15 protein-coding genes are annotated in these 15,818 nt (G+C 62.0%); 9 read left to right on the forward strand and 6 right to left on the reverse strand.

Annotated elements, in window-relative coordinates; all coding sequences use genetic code 11:
* A partial coding sequence (locus JNL55_RS25175) for a GDSL-type esterase/lipase family protein (protein WP_293860804.1) occupies positions 1–569 on the forward strand: 569 nt, incomplete at its 5' end.
* On the opposite strand, the gene JNL55_RS25180 is transcribed toward JNL55_RS25175, so the two are convergent.
* From JNL55_RS25180 to JNL55_RS25195, 4 genes are all read right to left on the reverse strand, one after another.
* On the reverse strand, positions 566–1,108 hold the full coding sequence (locus JNL55_RS25180; RefSeq protein WP_293860807.1) for a hypothetical protein: 543 nt from the start codon (positions 1,106–1,108) through the stop codon (positions 566–568). The genes JNL55_RS25175 and JNL55_RS25180 overlap by 4 nt on opposite strands.
* Positions 1,105–2,664: an acyl-CoA ligase (AMP-forming), exosortase A system-associated gene (locus JNL55_RS25185; RefSeq protein ID WP_293860810.1), complete on the reverse strand. Its 1,560-nt coding sequence runs from the start codon at positions 2,662–2,664 to the stop codon at positions 1,105–1,107. The genes JNL55_RS25180 and JNL55_RS25185 overlap by 4 nt, the downstream gene beginning before the upstream one ends.
* Positions 2,665–2,819: 155 nt before the next feature.
* Positions 2,820–4,232: an MBOAT family O-acyltransferase gene (locus JNL55_RS25190; protein WP_293860813.1), complete on the reverse strand. Its 1,413-nt coding sequence runs from the start codon at positions 4,230–4,232 to the stop codon at positions 2,820–2,822.
* The gene (locus JNL55_RS25195; protein ID WP_293860817.1) at positions 4,229–5,113 is read right to left on the reverse strand and encodes a hypothetical protein; all 885 of its coding nucleotides are present in this window, start codon (positions 5,111–5,113) and stop codon (positions 4,229–4,231) included. The genes JNL55_RS25190 and JNL55_RS25195 overlap by 4 nt, the downstream gene beginning before the upstream one ends.
* Positions 5,114–5,335: 222 nt before the next feature.
* Between JNL55_RS25195 and JNL55_RS25200 the strand changes: the two genes are divergently transcribed.
* The 8 genes from JNL55_RS25200 (at position 5,336) to JNL55_RS25235 (ending at position 13,944) form a co-directional block, all read left to right on the forward strand.
* Positions 5,336–6,523, forward strand: coding sequence for a glycosyltransferase family 4 protein (locus JNL55_RS25200; RefSeq protein WP_293860820.1), 1,188 nt, complete (start codon positions 5,336–5,338; stop codon positions 6,521–6,523).
* On the forward strand, positions 6,520–7,521 hold the full coding sequence (locus tag JNL55_RS25205) for a glycosyltransferase (RefSeq protein ID WP_293860823.1): 1,002 nt from the start codon (positions 6,520–6,522) through the stop codon (positions 7,519–7,521). Before JNL55_RS25200 ends, JNL55_RS25205 begins: the two co-directional genes overlap by 4 nt.
* A gap of 220 nt (positions 7,522–7,741) precedes the next feature.
* Positions 7,742–8,593: a serine aminopeptidase domain-containing protein gene (locus JNL55_RS25210; RefSeq protein ID WP_293860826.1), complete on the forward strand. Its 852-nt coding sequence runs from the start codon at positions 7,742–7,744 to the stop codon at positions 8,591–8,593.
* The gene (locus JNL55_RS25215) at positions 8,586–9,521 is read left to right on the forward strand and encodes an alpha/beta fold hydrolase (protein WP_293860829.1); all 936 of its coding nucleotides are present in this window, start codon (positions 8,586–8,588) and stop codon (positions 9,519–9,521) included. Before JNL55_RS25210 ends, JNL55_RS25215 begins: the two co-directional genes overlap by 8 nt.
* Positions 9,518–9,985, forward strand: a complete 468-nt coding sequence (locus JNL55_RS25220; RefSeq protein WP_293860832.1) for a VOC family protein — start codon at positions 9,518–9,520, stop codon at positions 9,983–9,985. Before JNL55_RS25215 ends, JNL55_RS25220 begins: the two co-directional genes overlap by 4 nt.
* A complete protein-coding gene (locus tag JNL55_RS25225; RefSeq protein WP_293860835.1) occupies positions 9,978–11,564 on the forward strand; it encodes an oligosaccharide flippase family protein in 1,587 nt (528 codons plus the stop codon). Before JNL55_RS25220 ends, JNL55_RS25225 begins: the two co-directional genes overlap by 8 nt.
* Positions 11,564–12,769 (forward strand): glycosyltransferase, encoded by a 1,206-nt coding sequence (locus JNL55_RS25230; protein WP_293860838.1) that lies wholly within the window; start codon positions 11,564–11,566, stop codon positions 12,767–12,769. The genes JNL55_RS25225 and JNL55_RS25230 overlap by 1 nt, the downstream gene beginning before the upstream one ends.
* Positions 12,766–13,944, forward strand: a complete 1,179-nt coding sequence (locus JNL55_RS25235) for an acyltransferase family protein (protein WP_293860839.1) — start codon at positions 12,766–12,768, stop codon at positions 13,942–13,944. Before JNL55_RS25230 ends, JNL55_RS25235 begins: the two co-directional genes overlap by 4 nt.
* A gap of 18 nt (positions 13,945–13,962) precedes the next feature.
* Here JNL55_RS25235 and JNL55_RS25240 read toward each other — a convergent pair whose 3' ends face one another.
* Both JNL55_RS25240 and JNL55_RS25245 read right to left on the reverse strand, forming a co-directional pair.
* The gene (locus JNL55_RS25240; RefSeq protein ID WP_293860841.1) at positions 13,963–14,784 is read right to left on the reverse strand and encodes a heparin lyase I family protein; all 822 of its coding nucleotides are present in this window, start codon (positions 14,782–14,784) and stop codon (positions 13,963–13,965) included.
* A 75-nt stretch (positions 14,785–14,859) separates the two neighbouring features.
* On the reverse strand, positions 14,860–15,681 hold the full coding sequence (locus JNL55_RS25245) for a hypothetical protein (RefSeq protein WP_293860844.1): 822 nt from the start codon (positions 15,679–15,681) through the stop codon (positions 14,860–14,862).
* Positions 15,682–15,818 lie beyond the last annotated feature (137 nt).

A 15,818-nucleotide genomic window follows, 5' to 3' on the forward strand; every position in this document is an offset into this window, starting at 1 on the left:
TCGGCGCGTCCTACGCCGCCGAATGGGAGAACCCCAAGTTGCCGGGCTACACCGTGACCAACAAGGGCATCGACGGCCAGGAAAGCTCGGACGTGCGCGCTCGTTTCGAACGCGATGTGATCGCGCTCAAGCCGGACACCACCATGATCTGGGGTCATTACAACGACGTGGTGCGCGCCAAACCCGAGACCATGGCCGCGGCCAAGAAACGGGCTCAAGACAACTATCGGACCATGGTCGAACAAGCGCGTGCCGCCGGCATCGAGCCCATCCTGGTCACCGAAATCACCATTCCGATTGCGGATACCTGGAAAAACCAGATCATGAGTTTCATCGGCAATCTGCGCGGCAAGACGGATTACCGCACGCAGAAGAACAACGAGATCAAAGCGCTGAACGTGTGGCTGCGTGACTATGCGCGCGAGCAGAAGATCAAATTGATCGACCTGGAAGCCGCGCTCGACTCAGGCAACGGCACGCGCAAAGTCGAATACACGCGTTCGGACAACAGCCACGTCAGCCCGGCGGGCTACGAAGCCATCAACAAGTACGTGGTGTCGCAGCTCTAAGTTTGCGACTGCAGGCGAGTCGCCAATTCGCGGCTCGTCTGCTCGAGTTGATCGAGCACCCGCTGCGCATGGGCGTCATCCAGTTCGTAAGGATCGGCGATTTCCAGATCACCTGGGCCGAACGCCCCCAACCACACCAGCTTGTTGTGATCGGCGCCGAGATTGTCGAGCGCATTCCAATTGTGCCGATCCATCAGCACCACGATGTCGGCCCACCGCACATCGTCAATGCTGACTCTCGACGAGCGATGCGCCGACAGATCGATGTTTCTGGCGCGACTCATGGCGATATGCCGCTCTGGCGACGAACGCCCCGCGACCTTGTGGAAGCCTGAAGAACGCACTTCGATATCGGCCGGCAGCAGCTGCCGCAGAGCGGCGCCAGCGAATGGCGAGCGATAGATATTGCCGTAGCAAATCACCAGCACGCGCTTGATGCCGCCTTGCTTGATACGAGCTAAAGAGGATTCGCGCGCGGCAGCCAATGCTTTGCCAGCGCGCAAACGACGACGCAGTGCTTGATACAGTCGAGCGATCATGCCGCCAGTGTAGCGGCCAACGCGCCTCGATCGCACTTCCCGTTGGCATTCCTGGGCAGCTGTGACATCAGATGCACTTCGGCCGGGACCATATAGGCAGGCAATTGCATCCGGCAGTGCTGACGGATGCGCTCGGCAACGTCGTCGGGAGCTTGCGGCGCGACCACCGCCGCTACCACGATTCGTTGCCCCAACGCTTCATCCGGCAACCCCACCGCAGCGGACTCCACCACCATCGGCAATTCGGCGATGGTTTCTTCGATCTCCACCGGACTGATCCGATAGCCCGAGCTCTTGATCAGGTTGTCGCGCCGGCCGACGAAATATAAAAAGCCGTCGGCGTCGGTCTTGACCAGATCGCCCGACCACACCGCGATTTCTTCGCGCTTGAGCTGCGACAAACGCTTCGGCAAGGGTTTGAAACGTTGCTGCGTGAGTTGCACGTCGTTCCAATAACCCAACGTGACCAGCGAGCCTCGATGCACCAGCTCGCCCTCTTCGCCCGGTTTGCATTCGTTGCCATCGGCATCGATCACCAACACTTCTTGGCCCGGGATGGCCTTGCCCATGGAGCCGAGGCGCTGCTCCAACGATGCGGGATCGAGATACGTCGAGCGGAATGCTTCAGTCAGTCCGTACATGCAGTAGATCAGCGTGTTCGGTAACCGAGCCTGCAGATTCTTGATCACGCTTACCGGCAACGCGCCGCCGGAGTTGGTGATATAGCGCAGCGATTGCACGACCGCTGCCGGCCACTCGGCGGTGGCCAGATGCATCCACATGGTCGGCACGCCGGCCAACGCAGTGATGCGTTCGGCAACCAGGTCCTGCAGCAGCGCTGCCGGCAAGGAGAAGTTGGTGAGCACCGCGCAGGCACCGACGGCAAAGGCAGTCGTCACTTGGCTCAAGCCATAGTCGAAGCTCAGCGGCAACGCGACCAGGATGCGGTCGGTCGATTGATTCTTCAGATAGCTGGACACGGTGAGCGCGCCGGCCACCAGATTGCGATGAGAAACCACCACGCCCTTGGGTCGCCCGGTGCTGCCCGAGGTGTACAACAACGCGGCCGGATCGTCTTCGATGGCCGGTGTGCCGAGCACGCGTGCCTCGCCCGCGACCAGCCCTTCATAGCGCAGCACCTCAGCGGCGAGCGGCGCTTGAGCGGTGTCACACCACACAACCGTGGTGATACTCGGACAGCGCGGAATCGAGTCTTCCACCACCACCGCCGCGGTCTGCGATGCAATCAGCGCACACGCGCCGGCATCGTTGAGCAAGTACTCGAGCTGACGGGCTTTGAGCAGCGGATTGGCGGGAACGAAGATGGCACCGAGCCGGCTGCAGGCCAGCGCCGATTCGACCACGATGCCGCGATTCTGCAAGTACACCGCCACACGATCGCCCCGGCCCACGCCATGCGAACGCAAGGACGCGGCGAGCGCATGCGAGCGACGCTGCAATTCTGCGTAGGTGATGGTGTTGCCACGGCTGCGCAACGCTTCGTTGTTCGGGAAGCGCGCGGCCGAAGCGTCGAATAAGTCGTGCAGCAGGTTCATCGAATCGCAGCAGCTGTGCCTTCGTAGCAGCCGGCGCTTGCGGCCCGGCCGTCTGCATTGTACTGCGCGATGCTCACGGCTTGCTCATGGGATTCCACGACCCCGTCGCAAAATTGCTCAGTCTCAAGATTCGCCGGCCTCGACATTGGCGGGTCTCAAAATTGAAAGTAGATGAACACCTGCTGCGCCAACGGCGGAAAGATGGCCACCATGGCCACGAAGTAGCCATACAGCAGCACTCGTTGCCAGGCCGGCTGCGACAACGCCAGCACCATATCGCGCTGTCGATACACATACCATTCGTACACCAACAGCGGCGTCACGAAGAACGCCAGCAGCGAGCTGGCGTACACAGCGAAATCGGTGATGGCGAAGCCATTGCCCAGCGCGCCGAACATGCCGAAGGCCTGCTCCACCGACGCAGCCCGGAAAAATATCCAGCCCACGCACACGAAGTGGAACATGGCCAGCGCTTCAATCACTGCGACCGCCGTGCTCGGCGCCGGCCGCTCGAACCGCTCGGTGCCGGCCACGCGATACGCGATCAGCAGCAAGCCATGCCAAGCGCCCCAGGCGATGAAGGTCCAGTTGGCGCCATGCCAGAGCCCACCCAGCAACATGGTGAGCAGCAGGTTGACCTGCGTGCGCGTCGGGCCATGCCGATTGCCGCCGAGCGGGATGTACAGGTAGTCGCGTAACCACTGCGAAAGACTGATGTGCCAGCGCTGCCAGAACTCGCTCGGGCTGCGCGAGAAATACGGCATGCGGAAGTTATAGGACAGATCGATGCCCAGCCATTTCGACACGCCTTGCGCCATCGAGGAATAGCCGGAGAAATCGCCGTAGATCTGGAACGCGAACGCATACACGCCGATCAGCATCTCGGTGCCGCTCAGGTCGGCGGCCGGCGTCTCGAAGACGCGATTGGCGATGGGCGCGAGGTTGTCGGCGACGATGACCTTTTTGAACAGGCCGATCAGGATGTGATACAGGCCCTCGGCGAAATCGCCGGGCCGGTAGCGGCGCTCGCCTTGGATCTGCGGCAACAACTTGCTGGAGCGTTCGATCGGGCCGGCCAGCAGCTGCGGGAAGTAGCTGACGAACAGCGCGTAGTCGATCAGGCTGCGCGCCGGCTTGGTCACGCCGCGATACAGATCGATGACGTAGGCCATGCTCTGGAACGTGTAGAACGAAATGCCCACCGGCAACACGATCTGCAAGATCGGCAGATGCGCTTCAAAACCGATGGCACGCAACAGCTCGGCGAACTCGGTGACGAAAAAGCCGTAGTACTTGAAGAAGCCGAGGATGGACAGATTGATCACGATGGACAGCGTGACCAACATCTTGCGTTGACGCGCCTCCTGCAGACCGAGCAGAGAGCGGCCGATGCAATAGTCGAGCAGCGTCGAGGTTGCGATCAGGCCGAGATAGCGCCAGTCCCAATAACCGTAGAAAACGTAGCTCGCCAGCAGCAACAGACGATTCTGTCCCGCCGGCGGCAAGCGCCAATACAGCAACAGCACCAGGGCGAAGAACGCCCAGAAGATGAAGCTGTTGAAAATCATGTCGGCGTCGCCAGCCCGGCGTGCAATTGCTCGGCCAGCGCTTCGCTGACCATCTGCTGCCCCACGTCGTTGAGATGCATCTCATCGAGGTAGTGCGAGGCATCCAAGCCAGCGACGTTGCGCAGGTCGATGAGGGTCAGCGAGCTCGTGTCGATGAGCGACAACAATTGCGAGTCGATGTCGTAGCGCGACTGCACTGGCATCGCGACCAGGATGACGCGCGTGCCGTAGTCCGTTAGTCGCTCGACCAACCCGGATAAGGTGCGATACGAATACGACGGCTCTTCTGAACGCTCGGTCGACACAGTGGCGGCCGTATTGTCGGCTCGCGTGAACTGCGCGTAGCTCGGTACCCCAAGCTGAAAAAAGCGATTGCGCAAGGTGTCGCGCAACGCATAGGTGCGCAACACGCTAGCCGCCAGGAACTCGCCGATATCGCCGCTACCCTGCAGGCCGACCGTATTGGCACGTTTCAGATCGCTCCACTTGCAATACGAGCCACCCAGGCGCGAAGCATCCGAGCGCATCTGATCACTGAGCACGTTCCAGGCAAAGCCGATGACGACGGTTTCGAAATGCACGCCATCGCGCGCGATCAGTTGGTGATCCAGCAGGCACTGCCAGTCCCACAGGGTGGTCGCATCGGGTGTGACTTTGGCCACCGACACGCCGGGCAAGGCATCGGCAATCAGTGGCGCGGCTACGCCGTTGTTGATCAGGGAATTGCCCAACAGCAGCATCGAGTGAGCGTCGGGCTGGCTGCCGCCGGCCATGATTTGGGGGATGGCGGCGATGTGCGCCAGGTTCCGGGACAGGCGCGGCTCGGCCAGTCTGAGACCTAAGTCCAACAGCGCGATCAACCCGATTAGGGATAAAACCACGCGCGTTTCTGTAGCGCTCAGCAGCGCGCCGAACCTACCCGCCATCCACAACCCCCGCGCCCTTTATGCTGTCACAAGGACCCCACCGTCGCAGTTGGACTACACCCGGCCGGACCGGTTCAGTCTGCCAGCGTTCGGCCCCTGGAATGGAGCACTGGATCACACGGCGCGGGCCCCGACCCGTTATGATTCGCAGCCTGTCGGTTTTTCCCAGTTGCCCCAATGCCCTACAGTTCCGCTGATCCCAAGTCGCCTGCCCCTGCAGCGGCCGAGCGACTGCGGGTGCTGATGGTCAATTCGACGCTGCACATCGGTGGCGCCGAACAGGTGGCCGCCAACCTGACCAAGCACATGGACCGGCGGCAGTTCGACGTCACGGCCTGCTTCCTCAAGGAAAACGGCATCGTCGGCAAGCAGATGCTGGAGGCCGGCGTGGACCTGGTGCCGATCCCCGGCTTTCGCGGCAAGCGGGACTATTTCACGGCCTTGAAGCTACGCAAGCTGGTCAAACAGCGCGGTATTCAGCTGCTCCACAGCCATGACATCCACGGCTTGATGGACGCGGCGCTGTGTCGTCTCAGCGTGCCCGGCCTGCGTCACGTGCATACCTTTCACTTCGGCAATTACCCACATATCTCGCCACGTTACGCGCGTATAGAGCGATTGCTGTGGCGCGTGCCGGATGCCTTGATCGCGGTCGGCCACGAACAGGCCGCCACCATTCGCAAGCTGCACAACATCCCGGCCGAGCGCATGCAGGTCATCTGGAACGGTACCGACGCCCCCACTTCGGATCTGGCGCCGGAAGTGCTTGCGCAACTGCCCCGCGACGGCACGCCCGTCATCGGCAGCATCAGCACGTTGATTCCGCAAAAGGGTCTGCCGGATCTGTTGCAGGCGGCGGCGTTGTTGCGGCAACAGGGCAAGCGCTTTCTGATGATCGTGGCCGGCGAAGGTAAACTGCGCCGCGAATTGGAAGCGCAGGCCCATAGTCTGGGCTTACAAGATCAGGTGCGGTTCCTCGGCTGGGTCAGTGCCGCCTCGCGCCGAGCCCTGCCGGCTTGCGACATTTTCGTGCAGTCCTCGCACTGGGAAGCCATGTCGGTAGTGGTGCTCGAAGCCATGGCCGGTGCCAAGCCCATGGTGATCACCTCAGTCGGAGAAAACGCCCGCGTGGTGATCAACGAACAAAGTGGCCTGGTGGTGCCGCCTCGCGCGCCGCAAGCGCTGGCCGACGGGCTGGCGCGCCTGCTGGACGATGTCGACTTGCGCCACAGACTGGGTGCCGCGGCTCAACAACGATTCGGTGAGCTGTTCACCGTGCAACAGATGGTCCACAACTACGAACACTTGTACGCCCAGCTGATCCATGGCGTGTCGACCGTGGCTGCGGCGGAGAGAGCGGCGTGACGGTGCATCGAGAACAAGTGTTACCCAAGACTCTGGCGATCAGTTGGGAACAGCATCGACGCACTCGCGAGCTGTGTGCTTGGCTCGGCTTGCCGCTGCATGAAATAACCCATAGCGCGCCTCGGCTGAAACGCTACGCCAAGCTGGCCCGTCAGACCTTGCGCTTGTTGTCGCAGCACCGGCCGAAGGTGCTGTACGTGCAGAACCCGTCGTTGATGTTGTCGCTGCTGGTGTTGACGGCCCGGCCGTTCTTCGGCCGTTACAAAGTCATCATGGACGCACACAACGAAGCGGTCGAACCGTTCACCCATGACTACTGGCCGGTGACTTCGTTGTCGCGACATACGCTGCGCGCGGCCGATGTCACCATCGTTACCAACACCGCGTTGGCGGATCAGGTGCGCGATATCGGCGGCACTCCGCATGTGTTGCCGGATCGTTTGCCCACCCCACCCTTCGCGCCCACCGAGCCGCTGCCGCTCGACGGGCCGCTGCGCGTGATGGTGGTGGCGACGTATGCCGCCGATGAGCCCATCGCCGAGATCATCGAAGCGGCACGCTCGCTCGGCGATCAGTATCAGCTGAGCATCACCGGCCGCGAAACCAAACTGCCGGCCGAACAGCGCGCTCGCTTGCCAGCCAACGTGCGCCAGACCGGCTTTCTTTCCGAAGAAGCCTATTGGGAGCTGATGCGCGACAGTCACATCGTGCTCGACCTCACGCTCAAGCCCAATTGCCTGGTGTGCGGCGCCTATGAATCGTTGGCGCTGTGGCGGCCAATGGTACTCACGGGCAATCCAGCAACCGTGGATCTGTTCGGTAAAGTTGCGCTCTTTCCCACCGAACACGATGCGGCCAGCATCGCCGAATGTTTGCAACGCTCACGCAGCCAACTCACGCAGCTCAACGACAGCGTGCTCACCGAGCATCCGCGTTTCGAGCAACGCTGGCTGGAACACGGCCGCCGGCTGCGCGACAAGATCGCGAGCTGGATTTAGCGATCCGGGGCGACGCCGGCCACGCTGTGGCACTGTCTTTCGCCGCAGTGAAAGAATTCTCGACAGCCGCGCCTTCGAGCCCCTCGGCAATGCCGCCGGCGCCTGTAAACAGAGCATTGGATCACACGATCCCCGGCCGGACCCGCTATCATTCGCGGCTGTTCCACACTCGCCGTGTGCGCCTTTTTATGAGCCCAGTTTCGAGTTTTCGAGGAATGGCGTGACCGAAACCCCGTTCTTTTTCAGGCGCGACGCGGCCCAGTTGTACGGCCTCGTCCACAGCCCCGCACCGGAAGTGGCGGCACAGCCGCTGGCCTTCCTGTTCAGCCATCCGTTCGCCGAGGAAAAGCTCTGGAGCCACCGGGTCATGGTGAGCCTGGCGCGCGAACTCGCAGCCCGCGGTCACGTGGTCATGCGGTTCGACTACATGGGTGCCGGCGACAGCACCGGTAGTACCCCGGACACTAGCCTCCAGACGCATCTGGCCGACCTCACGGCGGCGTTCGAGCATCTGATCAAGCAGCACCCGCAGGTGCAGCGAGTCGGCCTGCTCGGCCTGCGCTTCGGCGCCACTCTGGCTGCGTTGTTCGCCGAGCAGTCGGCGGCCAAGTATCCGCAGCTGCAAGCGGCACCGCTGGTGTTGTGGGAACCGGTGCTGGACGGCGCCAACTACTTCCAGGAACTGCTGCGAATCAACTTGGGGACTCAGCTGGCCGTGTACGGCAAGGTGCTGGAGAACCGTGACCTGCTGCAGGAGCAGATTCGCGCCGGCGGCAAGGTCAACGTCGACGGTTACGAAATCGCCCGCGACCTGTTCGAGTCCTGCGCCCGCCCCGACCTGCTCAACACCGAACCGAAGTCCCATTCGGGCCCGACGCTGGTGCTGCAAATCGCGCCGGGTGCGGACCCCAAGCCTCGTGACGAACTGACGGCGCTGTCGGCTGCATACCGATCGGGCAGCGTCGCGCGTGTGGCCGAACAACCGTTCTGGCGTGAGATCAAGCCGTTCTACGGCCGCGCCACTCAGTTGCAACAAGCCACTTTGCAATGGCTGGAGCAAGCTCATGTCTGAGATCCAGGCCATCACGTTCAACAATGAGGCCGGTCAGCGTCTGTTCGGTACGCTGCATTTGCCGAGCACGCCGAATCCGGCGTTGCCCGCTGTGGTGCTGTTGTCGCCCGGCGTGAAGATGCGCGTGGGGCCGGGTCGTTTGTATGTGCCATTGACCGAGCTGATGAACACGCTCGGCTACACGGTGTTGCGTTTCGATTTCCACGGTCTCGGCGACTCCGAAGGCGAACTCAACGAAACCATGCTGGCGGATGTTTATAACCACATCGAAGTGGGCCGCTACGTGGGCGACACGCTGAGCGCGATGCGCTGGCTGCGGGAGACCCACGGCAGCAAACGTTTCATGTTGGGCGGCTTGTGCGGAGGCGCGATCACCGCGCTGCTGGCTGCCGAGCGCGACAAGAGCGTCGAAAGTTTGTTGTCGTTGGGCATGACGGTCACCCTCGCCAGCAACGCGGCGACGCCAGCGAAGTACCTGACTCGCGGCCAGCTCGATTCGCGTCGCGCAGGCTATTACCGCCGCCTGCTGCAGCCGAAGTCGTGGCTGCGCCTGCTGACCTTCCAAAGCGAATACGGCGTGATCTGGCGCTCGATGAAACGCATCTTCATCAAGGATCCGCCCAAAGCGGCTCCGGTGGCGCCGACCAGCGCCGCAGCTATCGAACAGCGCGGCAATGCCAATCCGCTGTTCCCGCCCGCGTACTTTGCGTTCCTGCAGCGAGGCGGCAAGGCGCTGATGATTTTCAGCGAAAAGGACCGGCTGCAGTCCGAGTACGAAGAAAAGTTCGTGGCCTTCCATCAGCAACAGCTGGCGACTTATCAGCAACAGATCGATCAACACGTCATTCCCGGCGCCAACCATGTGTTGTCGTTCCATCAATGGCGCGATGAGATGCTGGCAAAGAGCCGCGCCTGGCTGGCGTCATGAGCAATCCCTCTTATCAACTCGATCATGTCTGCCTGGCCGTTCGTAAGATCGCGCCGGCACGCGCCGTGTTGGAACGCACGCTCGGCTACCGAGCACGCACCGAGCCGGTGCTGAACACACGCCAGCAAGTGGTCGTGCAGTTCATGCAGAAGGAAGGCTCGCTGGACATCAAACTGATCGAACCGGCCGGCCTGGATTCGCCGCTGGTGGACTTCATCAAACGTAGCGGCGGCGGCTTGCATCATCTCGCGTTCAAGACCGAGACGGTGGCCGACGGCGTGGCCGATCTGGAAAGCAAAGGCGCCAAGATCATCACCGCGCCGCAGCCCGGCGAGGCGTTCGACGAAGCGCAAATCGCTTTCACTTTTCTGGGTGCCGGCTTGAACGTCGAGCTCATCGATACCGACGCCCGTCGCAACGTCATTGCGGCCGCGATCGAAGCCACTCGGAGCTCGGATGTCTAAGCCCCCGGCACGCGCCGGCAGAAACCTGCTGTCGAACTGGACGGGCCTGTTCTTAGGCATCGTCATCTCGTTCTTCCTGTCACCCTATGTGGTGAACAAGCTCGGCGATGCGTACTACGGCCTGTGGGCCGTGCTGATGCAATTCACCGGCTACTTGAACCTGCTCGATTTCGGCGTGCGCGAAGCCGTCATCCGCAATGCTTCGCGGGCCAACGCCAAGCACGCCGAACGCAAGCTCAATCGCGTCTACTCGGTGTCGCTGGGCCTGTACTCCGTGATCGGCCTGCTGTGCGTGCTGGCCAGCTTGATTCCTGCCTTCGGCCTGGAGCATTGGATCACCGTCGATCCCGCCAAACTGCGTGAAGCGCAGATCGCCATCGTGTTGAGCGGCGCAACCATCGGCCTGAGCTTCGTGTTCAACCTGTACTCCGGCATCCTGGCCGGCTTCCAGCGCTTCGATCTGACCAACACGGTCACCATCCCGTTTCAGTTGATTCGAGCTGCGGCCGTGGTCATCACGCTGGGCGCCGGCTACAAGATCGCCGCGCTGGCCCTGGTGCAATTGTGTGTGACTATCGCGAGTGGCCTGACGCTGGTGATCATGTGTCACATCCAGCTGCGCAAGTTCGGCATGAATCTGCATCTGCTCGGCTTGCCGTTCCGGCGCACCGTGGCGCTGGCCAAGAAGCTGCTCGGCTACAGCGTGCAGGTGTTGATCAGCAACATCGGTCAACGCATCACCTTCGCCTCCGACGCGCTCATCGTTGCCACCTTCCTGCCGGTGACCGCGGTCACTTACTACGCCATCGCTGGCAGCTTGATCGACTACTTCCGCAACTTCGCCGTGTCGACGGTGCAGATCTTCAATCCCATGGCGAGCCATCATCACGCGCTGCGCCAGCAGGATCGAATTCGCGGCACGCTGCTGTCGAGTACCACGCTGGTGCAAGTGCTGGGTGCGCCGATTCTGTTGGCGTACATGATTTTCGGCGAACAGTTCATCGGCTTGTGGATGGGCGAGCGCTTTGCTGACGCCAGCGGCGCCGTGCTGTTGGCACTGGGCGTCGGCATGTTGTTGTCGCCAGCGCATCACGCGATGACTGCTGTGCTGTATGGCTTGGGTCAGCCGCACATCGTCGCGCGCTGTCGCGTCGCCGAGGCCGTCGCCAACTTGAGCCTGAGCATCATCCTGGTGCAAAAGATGGGGCTGATCGGCGTCGCGCTGGGCACGACCATTCCGCACTTGTTACTGACCGGTCTGCTGTTGCCCTGGTATGCCTGCAAGGCATCGGGCCTGGGCTTCGGTGAGTTTTATCTGAAGGTGGTCGGACGCTGCGTGCTGGTCAGCACACCGTTCCTGATCGGCGCCCTGCTGCTGAATCATTACGTGCGCTTCCCCAATCTCGCGGTGCTGTTCCTGACCATCGGCGCGCTGACGGCCGTGCATCTGCTGACCTTCATGCTGATGTACTTCGGCATCGACGGCCTGCGTAAGCCGGGGCCGCGCCTCAACGCTCTGCTCCATGGCGACTTCTGGAACGAGGGCAGCGAAGCTGCCAAGAAGCCGGCGGCCGCCTGATGCGCGTTCGTGTGATTCTCAACGAGCCGTTCGCGGGCATCAGCAATGGCTGGTCGCTCCGCTACATCAACCTGCTCGTCGAACTGCTGCCGCACGCGGAGCTGCACGTCTTCGCTCCAGGCCAAGCTGAGGCGCTGCAGAAGGCACTCCCGGGCGCACACATCTATGTGACCGGCGACAGCCAGCGCGCGCCGGCACCGAAAAAGAATCTGCTGCAATTCTTGCGCTCGCTGCTCAACCCGCAAGCGGACAACCTGCAGGTCAACGGCTTCAACTTTTATCCGTCGCTGCTCGAGCTGTTGCGCCAGGATAAGCAAAGCTACGACGCCGACTTGCTGTTCCACATCAGCGGCATCGTTTTCTACGGCTCGGCCGCGAACTCGCCGCTGCGCATTTGTGACTTCTGCGATTCCCGCATCCGCGCCTTGCGTTCGCAAATGCTGACTGCGAAAAGCTTGCCGGCTCGCTTGATGCTGAAGCTCGACATTCTCTATACCCGTCGCATCAAACAGCGACTGGTGCCCAAGGGACTGAAGATCGTGGCCATCACCGAGCGCGATTGCGACGAAGTTCGTAACGCCCTGCCCGGCTTCAGTGTCAGCTGCGTTCCCAATGGCGTGCGTTCGCTCGAGCGCGACCAGCTCGAAGCCGAGATTCCGCAGCGACATGCGTCCCGCCAACTGATCTTTTTCGGCACGTTGAACTTTGCGCCCAACCTGGACGCCGCTCAGCGTCTGCTGGAAAGCATCTGGCCGCCGGTACAGCGTGACCGGCCCGATCTGGAATTGCGCATCGTCGGTCGTCATCCCACCAAGGGTTTGCAGGCGTTGGCCAGCAAGACGGCCGGCGTGCATCTGGATGGCGACGTGCCTGCCATCGAACCGTTTTTGCGCAGCTCGGTGCTGTCGGTGTGTCCCATGTTCATGGGCGCTGGCATCAAGAACAAAATCCTGGAATCGTTGGCCGTGGGCTTGCCCATCGTCGCGACTCGCGAAGCCGTCGCCGGCATCGAATTCGTTTCCGGGCGGCATGGTTGGCTGGCGGAAACGCCGGCAGAACTGTCACGCGCCATTCTCGACGGGGTGCGCATCTCGGCTGAGGACTATCGTGCGCTGTGCCTGGCCGCTCACGACCTGGCCTTGCGCAGCTCCTGGGCCAGCGCCGCCGCGCCCATCGTGGATTTGTTGAAGGGGACCGCCAAATGAGTGCAACGGCGACAGACAACGCCGGCGTCGCGCAAGCCGCGGCCGCCACCCCAGTTTCCGGCGTCGCTTCCGCTGCCAGCGGTCGCTTCGAGTACATCGACGGCCTGCGCGGCATCGCCTCCATCATGGTGGTGATCGGCCACCTGGCCGACGCAGCCGAGGACAAACATCCCGGCATCCTCGGCCCCGGCGTCATCGATATCGCCGACTTCGGCCGCTACGGCGTGCAGATCTTTTTCGTGCTCAGCGGCTTCGTAATCGCGCACAGCGTCTCGGCCGGCGCGTACTCCTTCGGCTATCTCGGCCGCTTCGTCGGTCGCCGCTTTGTCCGACTCGATCTGCCTTACTGGTCGGTGATCGCGATGGAGGTCTGCCTGCTGTGGCTCAGCGGCATGGTCGCCGCGCAGTTCGTGCGCGATTTGCCATCGTTCCCGCAGATCGTCGCGAACGCCTTCTATGTGCAATCGTTCGTGGGCGAAAAGCACATCCTGCCGGTGTTCTGGACGCTGTGTTACGAGGTTCAGTTCTACTTGGTGTTCGTGTTGTCGTTGGTGTTACTCACCAAGCTGCGCGAGGCCGGCGCGAGTCAAAGCGCCACCCGAACGCTTGGCTCGGTCGCCCTGGGATTGAGCTTCTGCTGGTCGCTGTCGATCTATCTGGGCCTGCTACCGACGCCGCATCAAGCGCTGTTCGTGGATCGCTGGTTCCAGTTCAGCCTGGGCGTGATCACGTATCTGTACTACCGCAACCTGTGTAGCTGGGTGCCAGTGGTTGCAGCGCTGGCGCTGTGCGGATTCGGTGGCGTGATCTTCGGCTACGACGCGTATCGAACTACGTCGACGTTGTTCACGGTGGCGACCAGCATCGCCATCCTGGCGAGCCTGCGCTTCAGCTGGTGGAATTCGTTGCTGATCGGCCCGACGGTGCAGTTCCTCGGCCGCATTTCGTACAGCCTGTACCTGCTGCACGTAGCGATCGGCTGGCGCGCGACGGTGGTGGTTCGTGAGGTGCTAGGGGCGCACTACACGACGCTGACGGCTTATCTGGCGTTCTTCGTGGGCGTTGGCGTGAGCGTGCTCGGCTCGTGGATCATGTACCTCTTGATCGAGGGACCCGCCATCAAACTCGCTCGACGGATTCGTCTACCCCAGCGCCGCACGGCGGCGCCGGGATAGACCCGAGTCCATCACTCGTTACTGCACCGAGTCGAGCACCGGAGGATTCGGGCGCACGGCGCCGGCATCCGGATCGGTCTCGCCGACGTAGAAGTTGTCCCAACGCTGCGTGCCGCTGGTCGTGGTGTCCATCACGTAGTTGGACATGATCACCTTGTTCGGGTTGTAGCTGGTGCCTTCACGCACGGCCACCGCCGTCTTTTCCAGCTTCAGCTCGTTGTTGACCCACAGGCGCACGATGCCGTTCGACTGGCCCGGCGTGTTGGGCTTGATGAACAGCTTGATGCGATCCCATTGCCCGAAACGCACCGCTGCCGGTGTGCCGAGGTGCTGGCCGCCAAGGCCTTGGATGCTGCCGCCGAAGCTGCGATCCGCATTCCATTTCAAATGCTCGACGAAATACTGCCGGTTGGAGTTCTCGACGTTGAGCAGGATCTGGTAACGACGCCGGCCGTTCTCGTCTTCGAAATTGACGATGAACACCTTGTGTAAGCTTTGCCCGGTACCGAACTGGAAGCCGGTGTCGAACATGCTGTCGAAGCGGATCCACAAACCGGTGGCCGCCACCGCCGTGCCGCCGATGCGCGTGTGGTCGCCGAACACCAAATCCTTGTAGTTGTCGGTCGCCGTACCGCGAGTCATCACGGCCTTGGTCGAATAGCGGCCGCTCGAGGCCTTCTCGGTGGTGACCGTCATGGAGGCGTCCAGACCGCCATTCCATTCGCTGAAATTGCCGTTCTCGAAATCGCTACGGAACGGTAGCCCGGTCGCGGCCGAAGCCGTATGCAGCATGCCGGCCAGCGACAACGCGGCCACACTGAGCAAGCTGAGTTTATTCATGGAAGCCTCTCGAATCTGATGTGCGCAATGGGAGAGAGCGTGACCGGACCGGCCGGTCACGCTTTCCACGAGGAGTTACTGCACGCTGACGTTGGTCGGCGGCTGGGGACGAGTGCTGGAACCGAAGCCGGCCGGCGGGCCGATCTTCTTGGAGTCGATCACCAACTCGTCGAACATGACGTAGTTGTTCTCATCGGCGGTCGAGGCGTTGTTGAAGAAGCCGCCGATCACGTCGATGTACGCCCAGGTACCGCCGGTGCCGGTGTCATCCATGGGACGCTCGATGTATAGGCCGCTCAGCGCGCCGTCCTGCGTGTCCACGTACAAGCGGATCATGCCGGTGCGGGTGTTGGCTTCGAACTCCACCGAAATCCACTCCGCTTCGCGGGCCACCGGCGGATTGCCGATCTTCAAGCGATCGGTGCCGTCCGGCCAATAATCGCCACCCTCGTAACGGCACACCGTGCCGTCGCAGGCGCCCATGGTTTCCCACGTCTGGCCGCCCGAGGAAGACTCGCGCAAGATGATCATCGGACGGCCGCGGTTGCCGTTACGATTCAGGATGATGAGCTTCTCGCCCTGCGCGTATTCACGCCAGGTGGTGCCGTGGTACATGAGCCAGCGCACGTTGAGCTGTTCGGGTACCGTAGACAGGCTGAGAATGAATTGACCCAGGCCCGAGTAGTTCTGGGCTACGGTCGGAGGGAAGAATTTAGCCGCGCCACCGCGCCAACCGGCCGAAGGCATCCATGTCTGGCGTGCTCCGCCAGTCAACCAGATTGCATCCGACGCATACGCGTTGGTATCGAAGTTCTCACTGTGTGGCAGCGAACGAACGATGCGTTCGGCCGCAGCGGGCCCGGAGACCGCGACGGCAGCGAAGGCAAAAGTAGACAATACGAGTGCCTTGACGCTGGCCCTCGAGGACATTTCCGCGAGCTTGCGGACTATGCCCGGAGATTTCGTAATCATTAGACCCATACTCCTAACCCGACCCGTAAGGAAAAGCATGTGAGTGGTAATTCGAGCTTCTA

This window comes from Steroidobacter sp. (assembly GCF_016790065.1).
Classification (GTDB): domain Bacteria; phylum Pseudomonadota; class Gammaproteobacteria; order Steroidobacterales; family Steroidobacteraceae; genus Steroidobacter.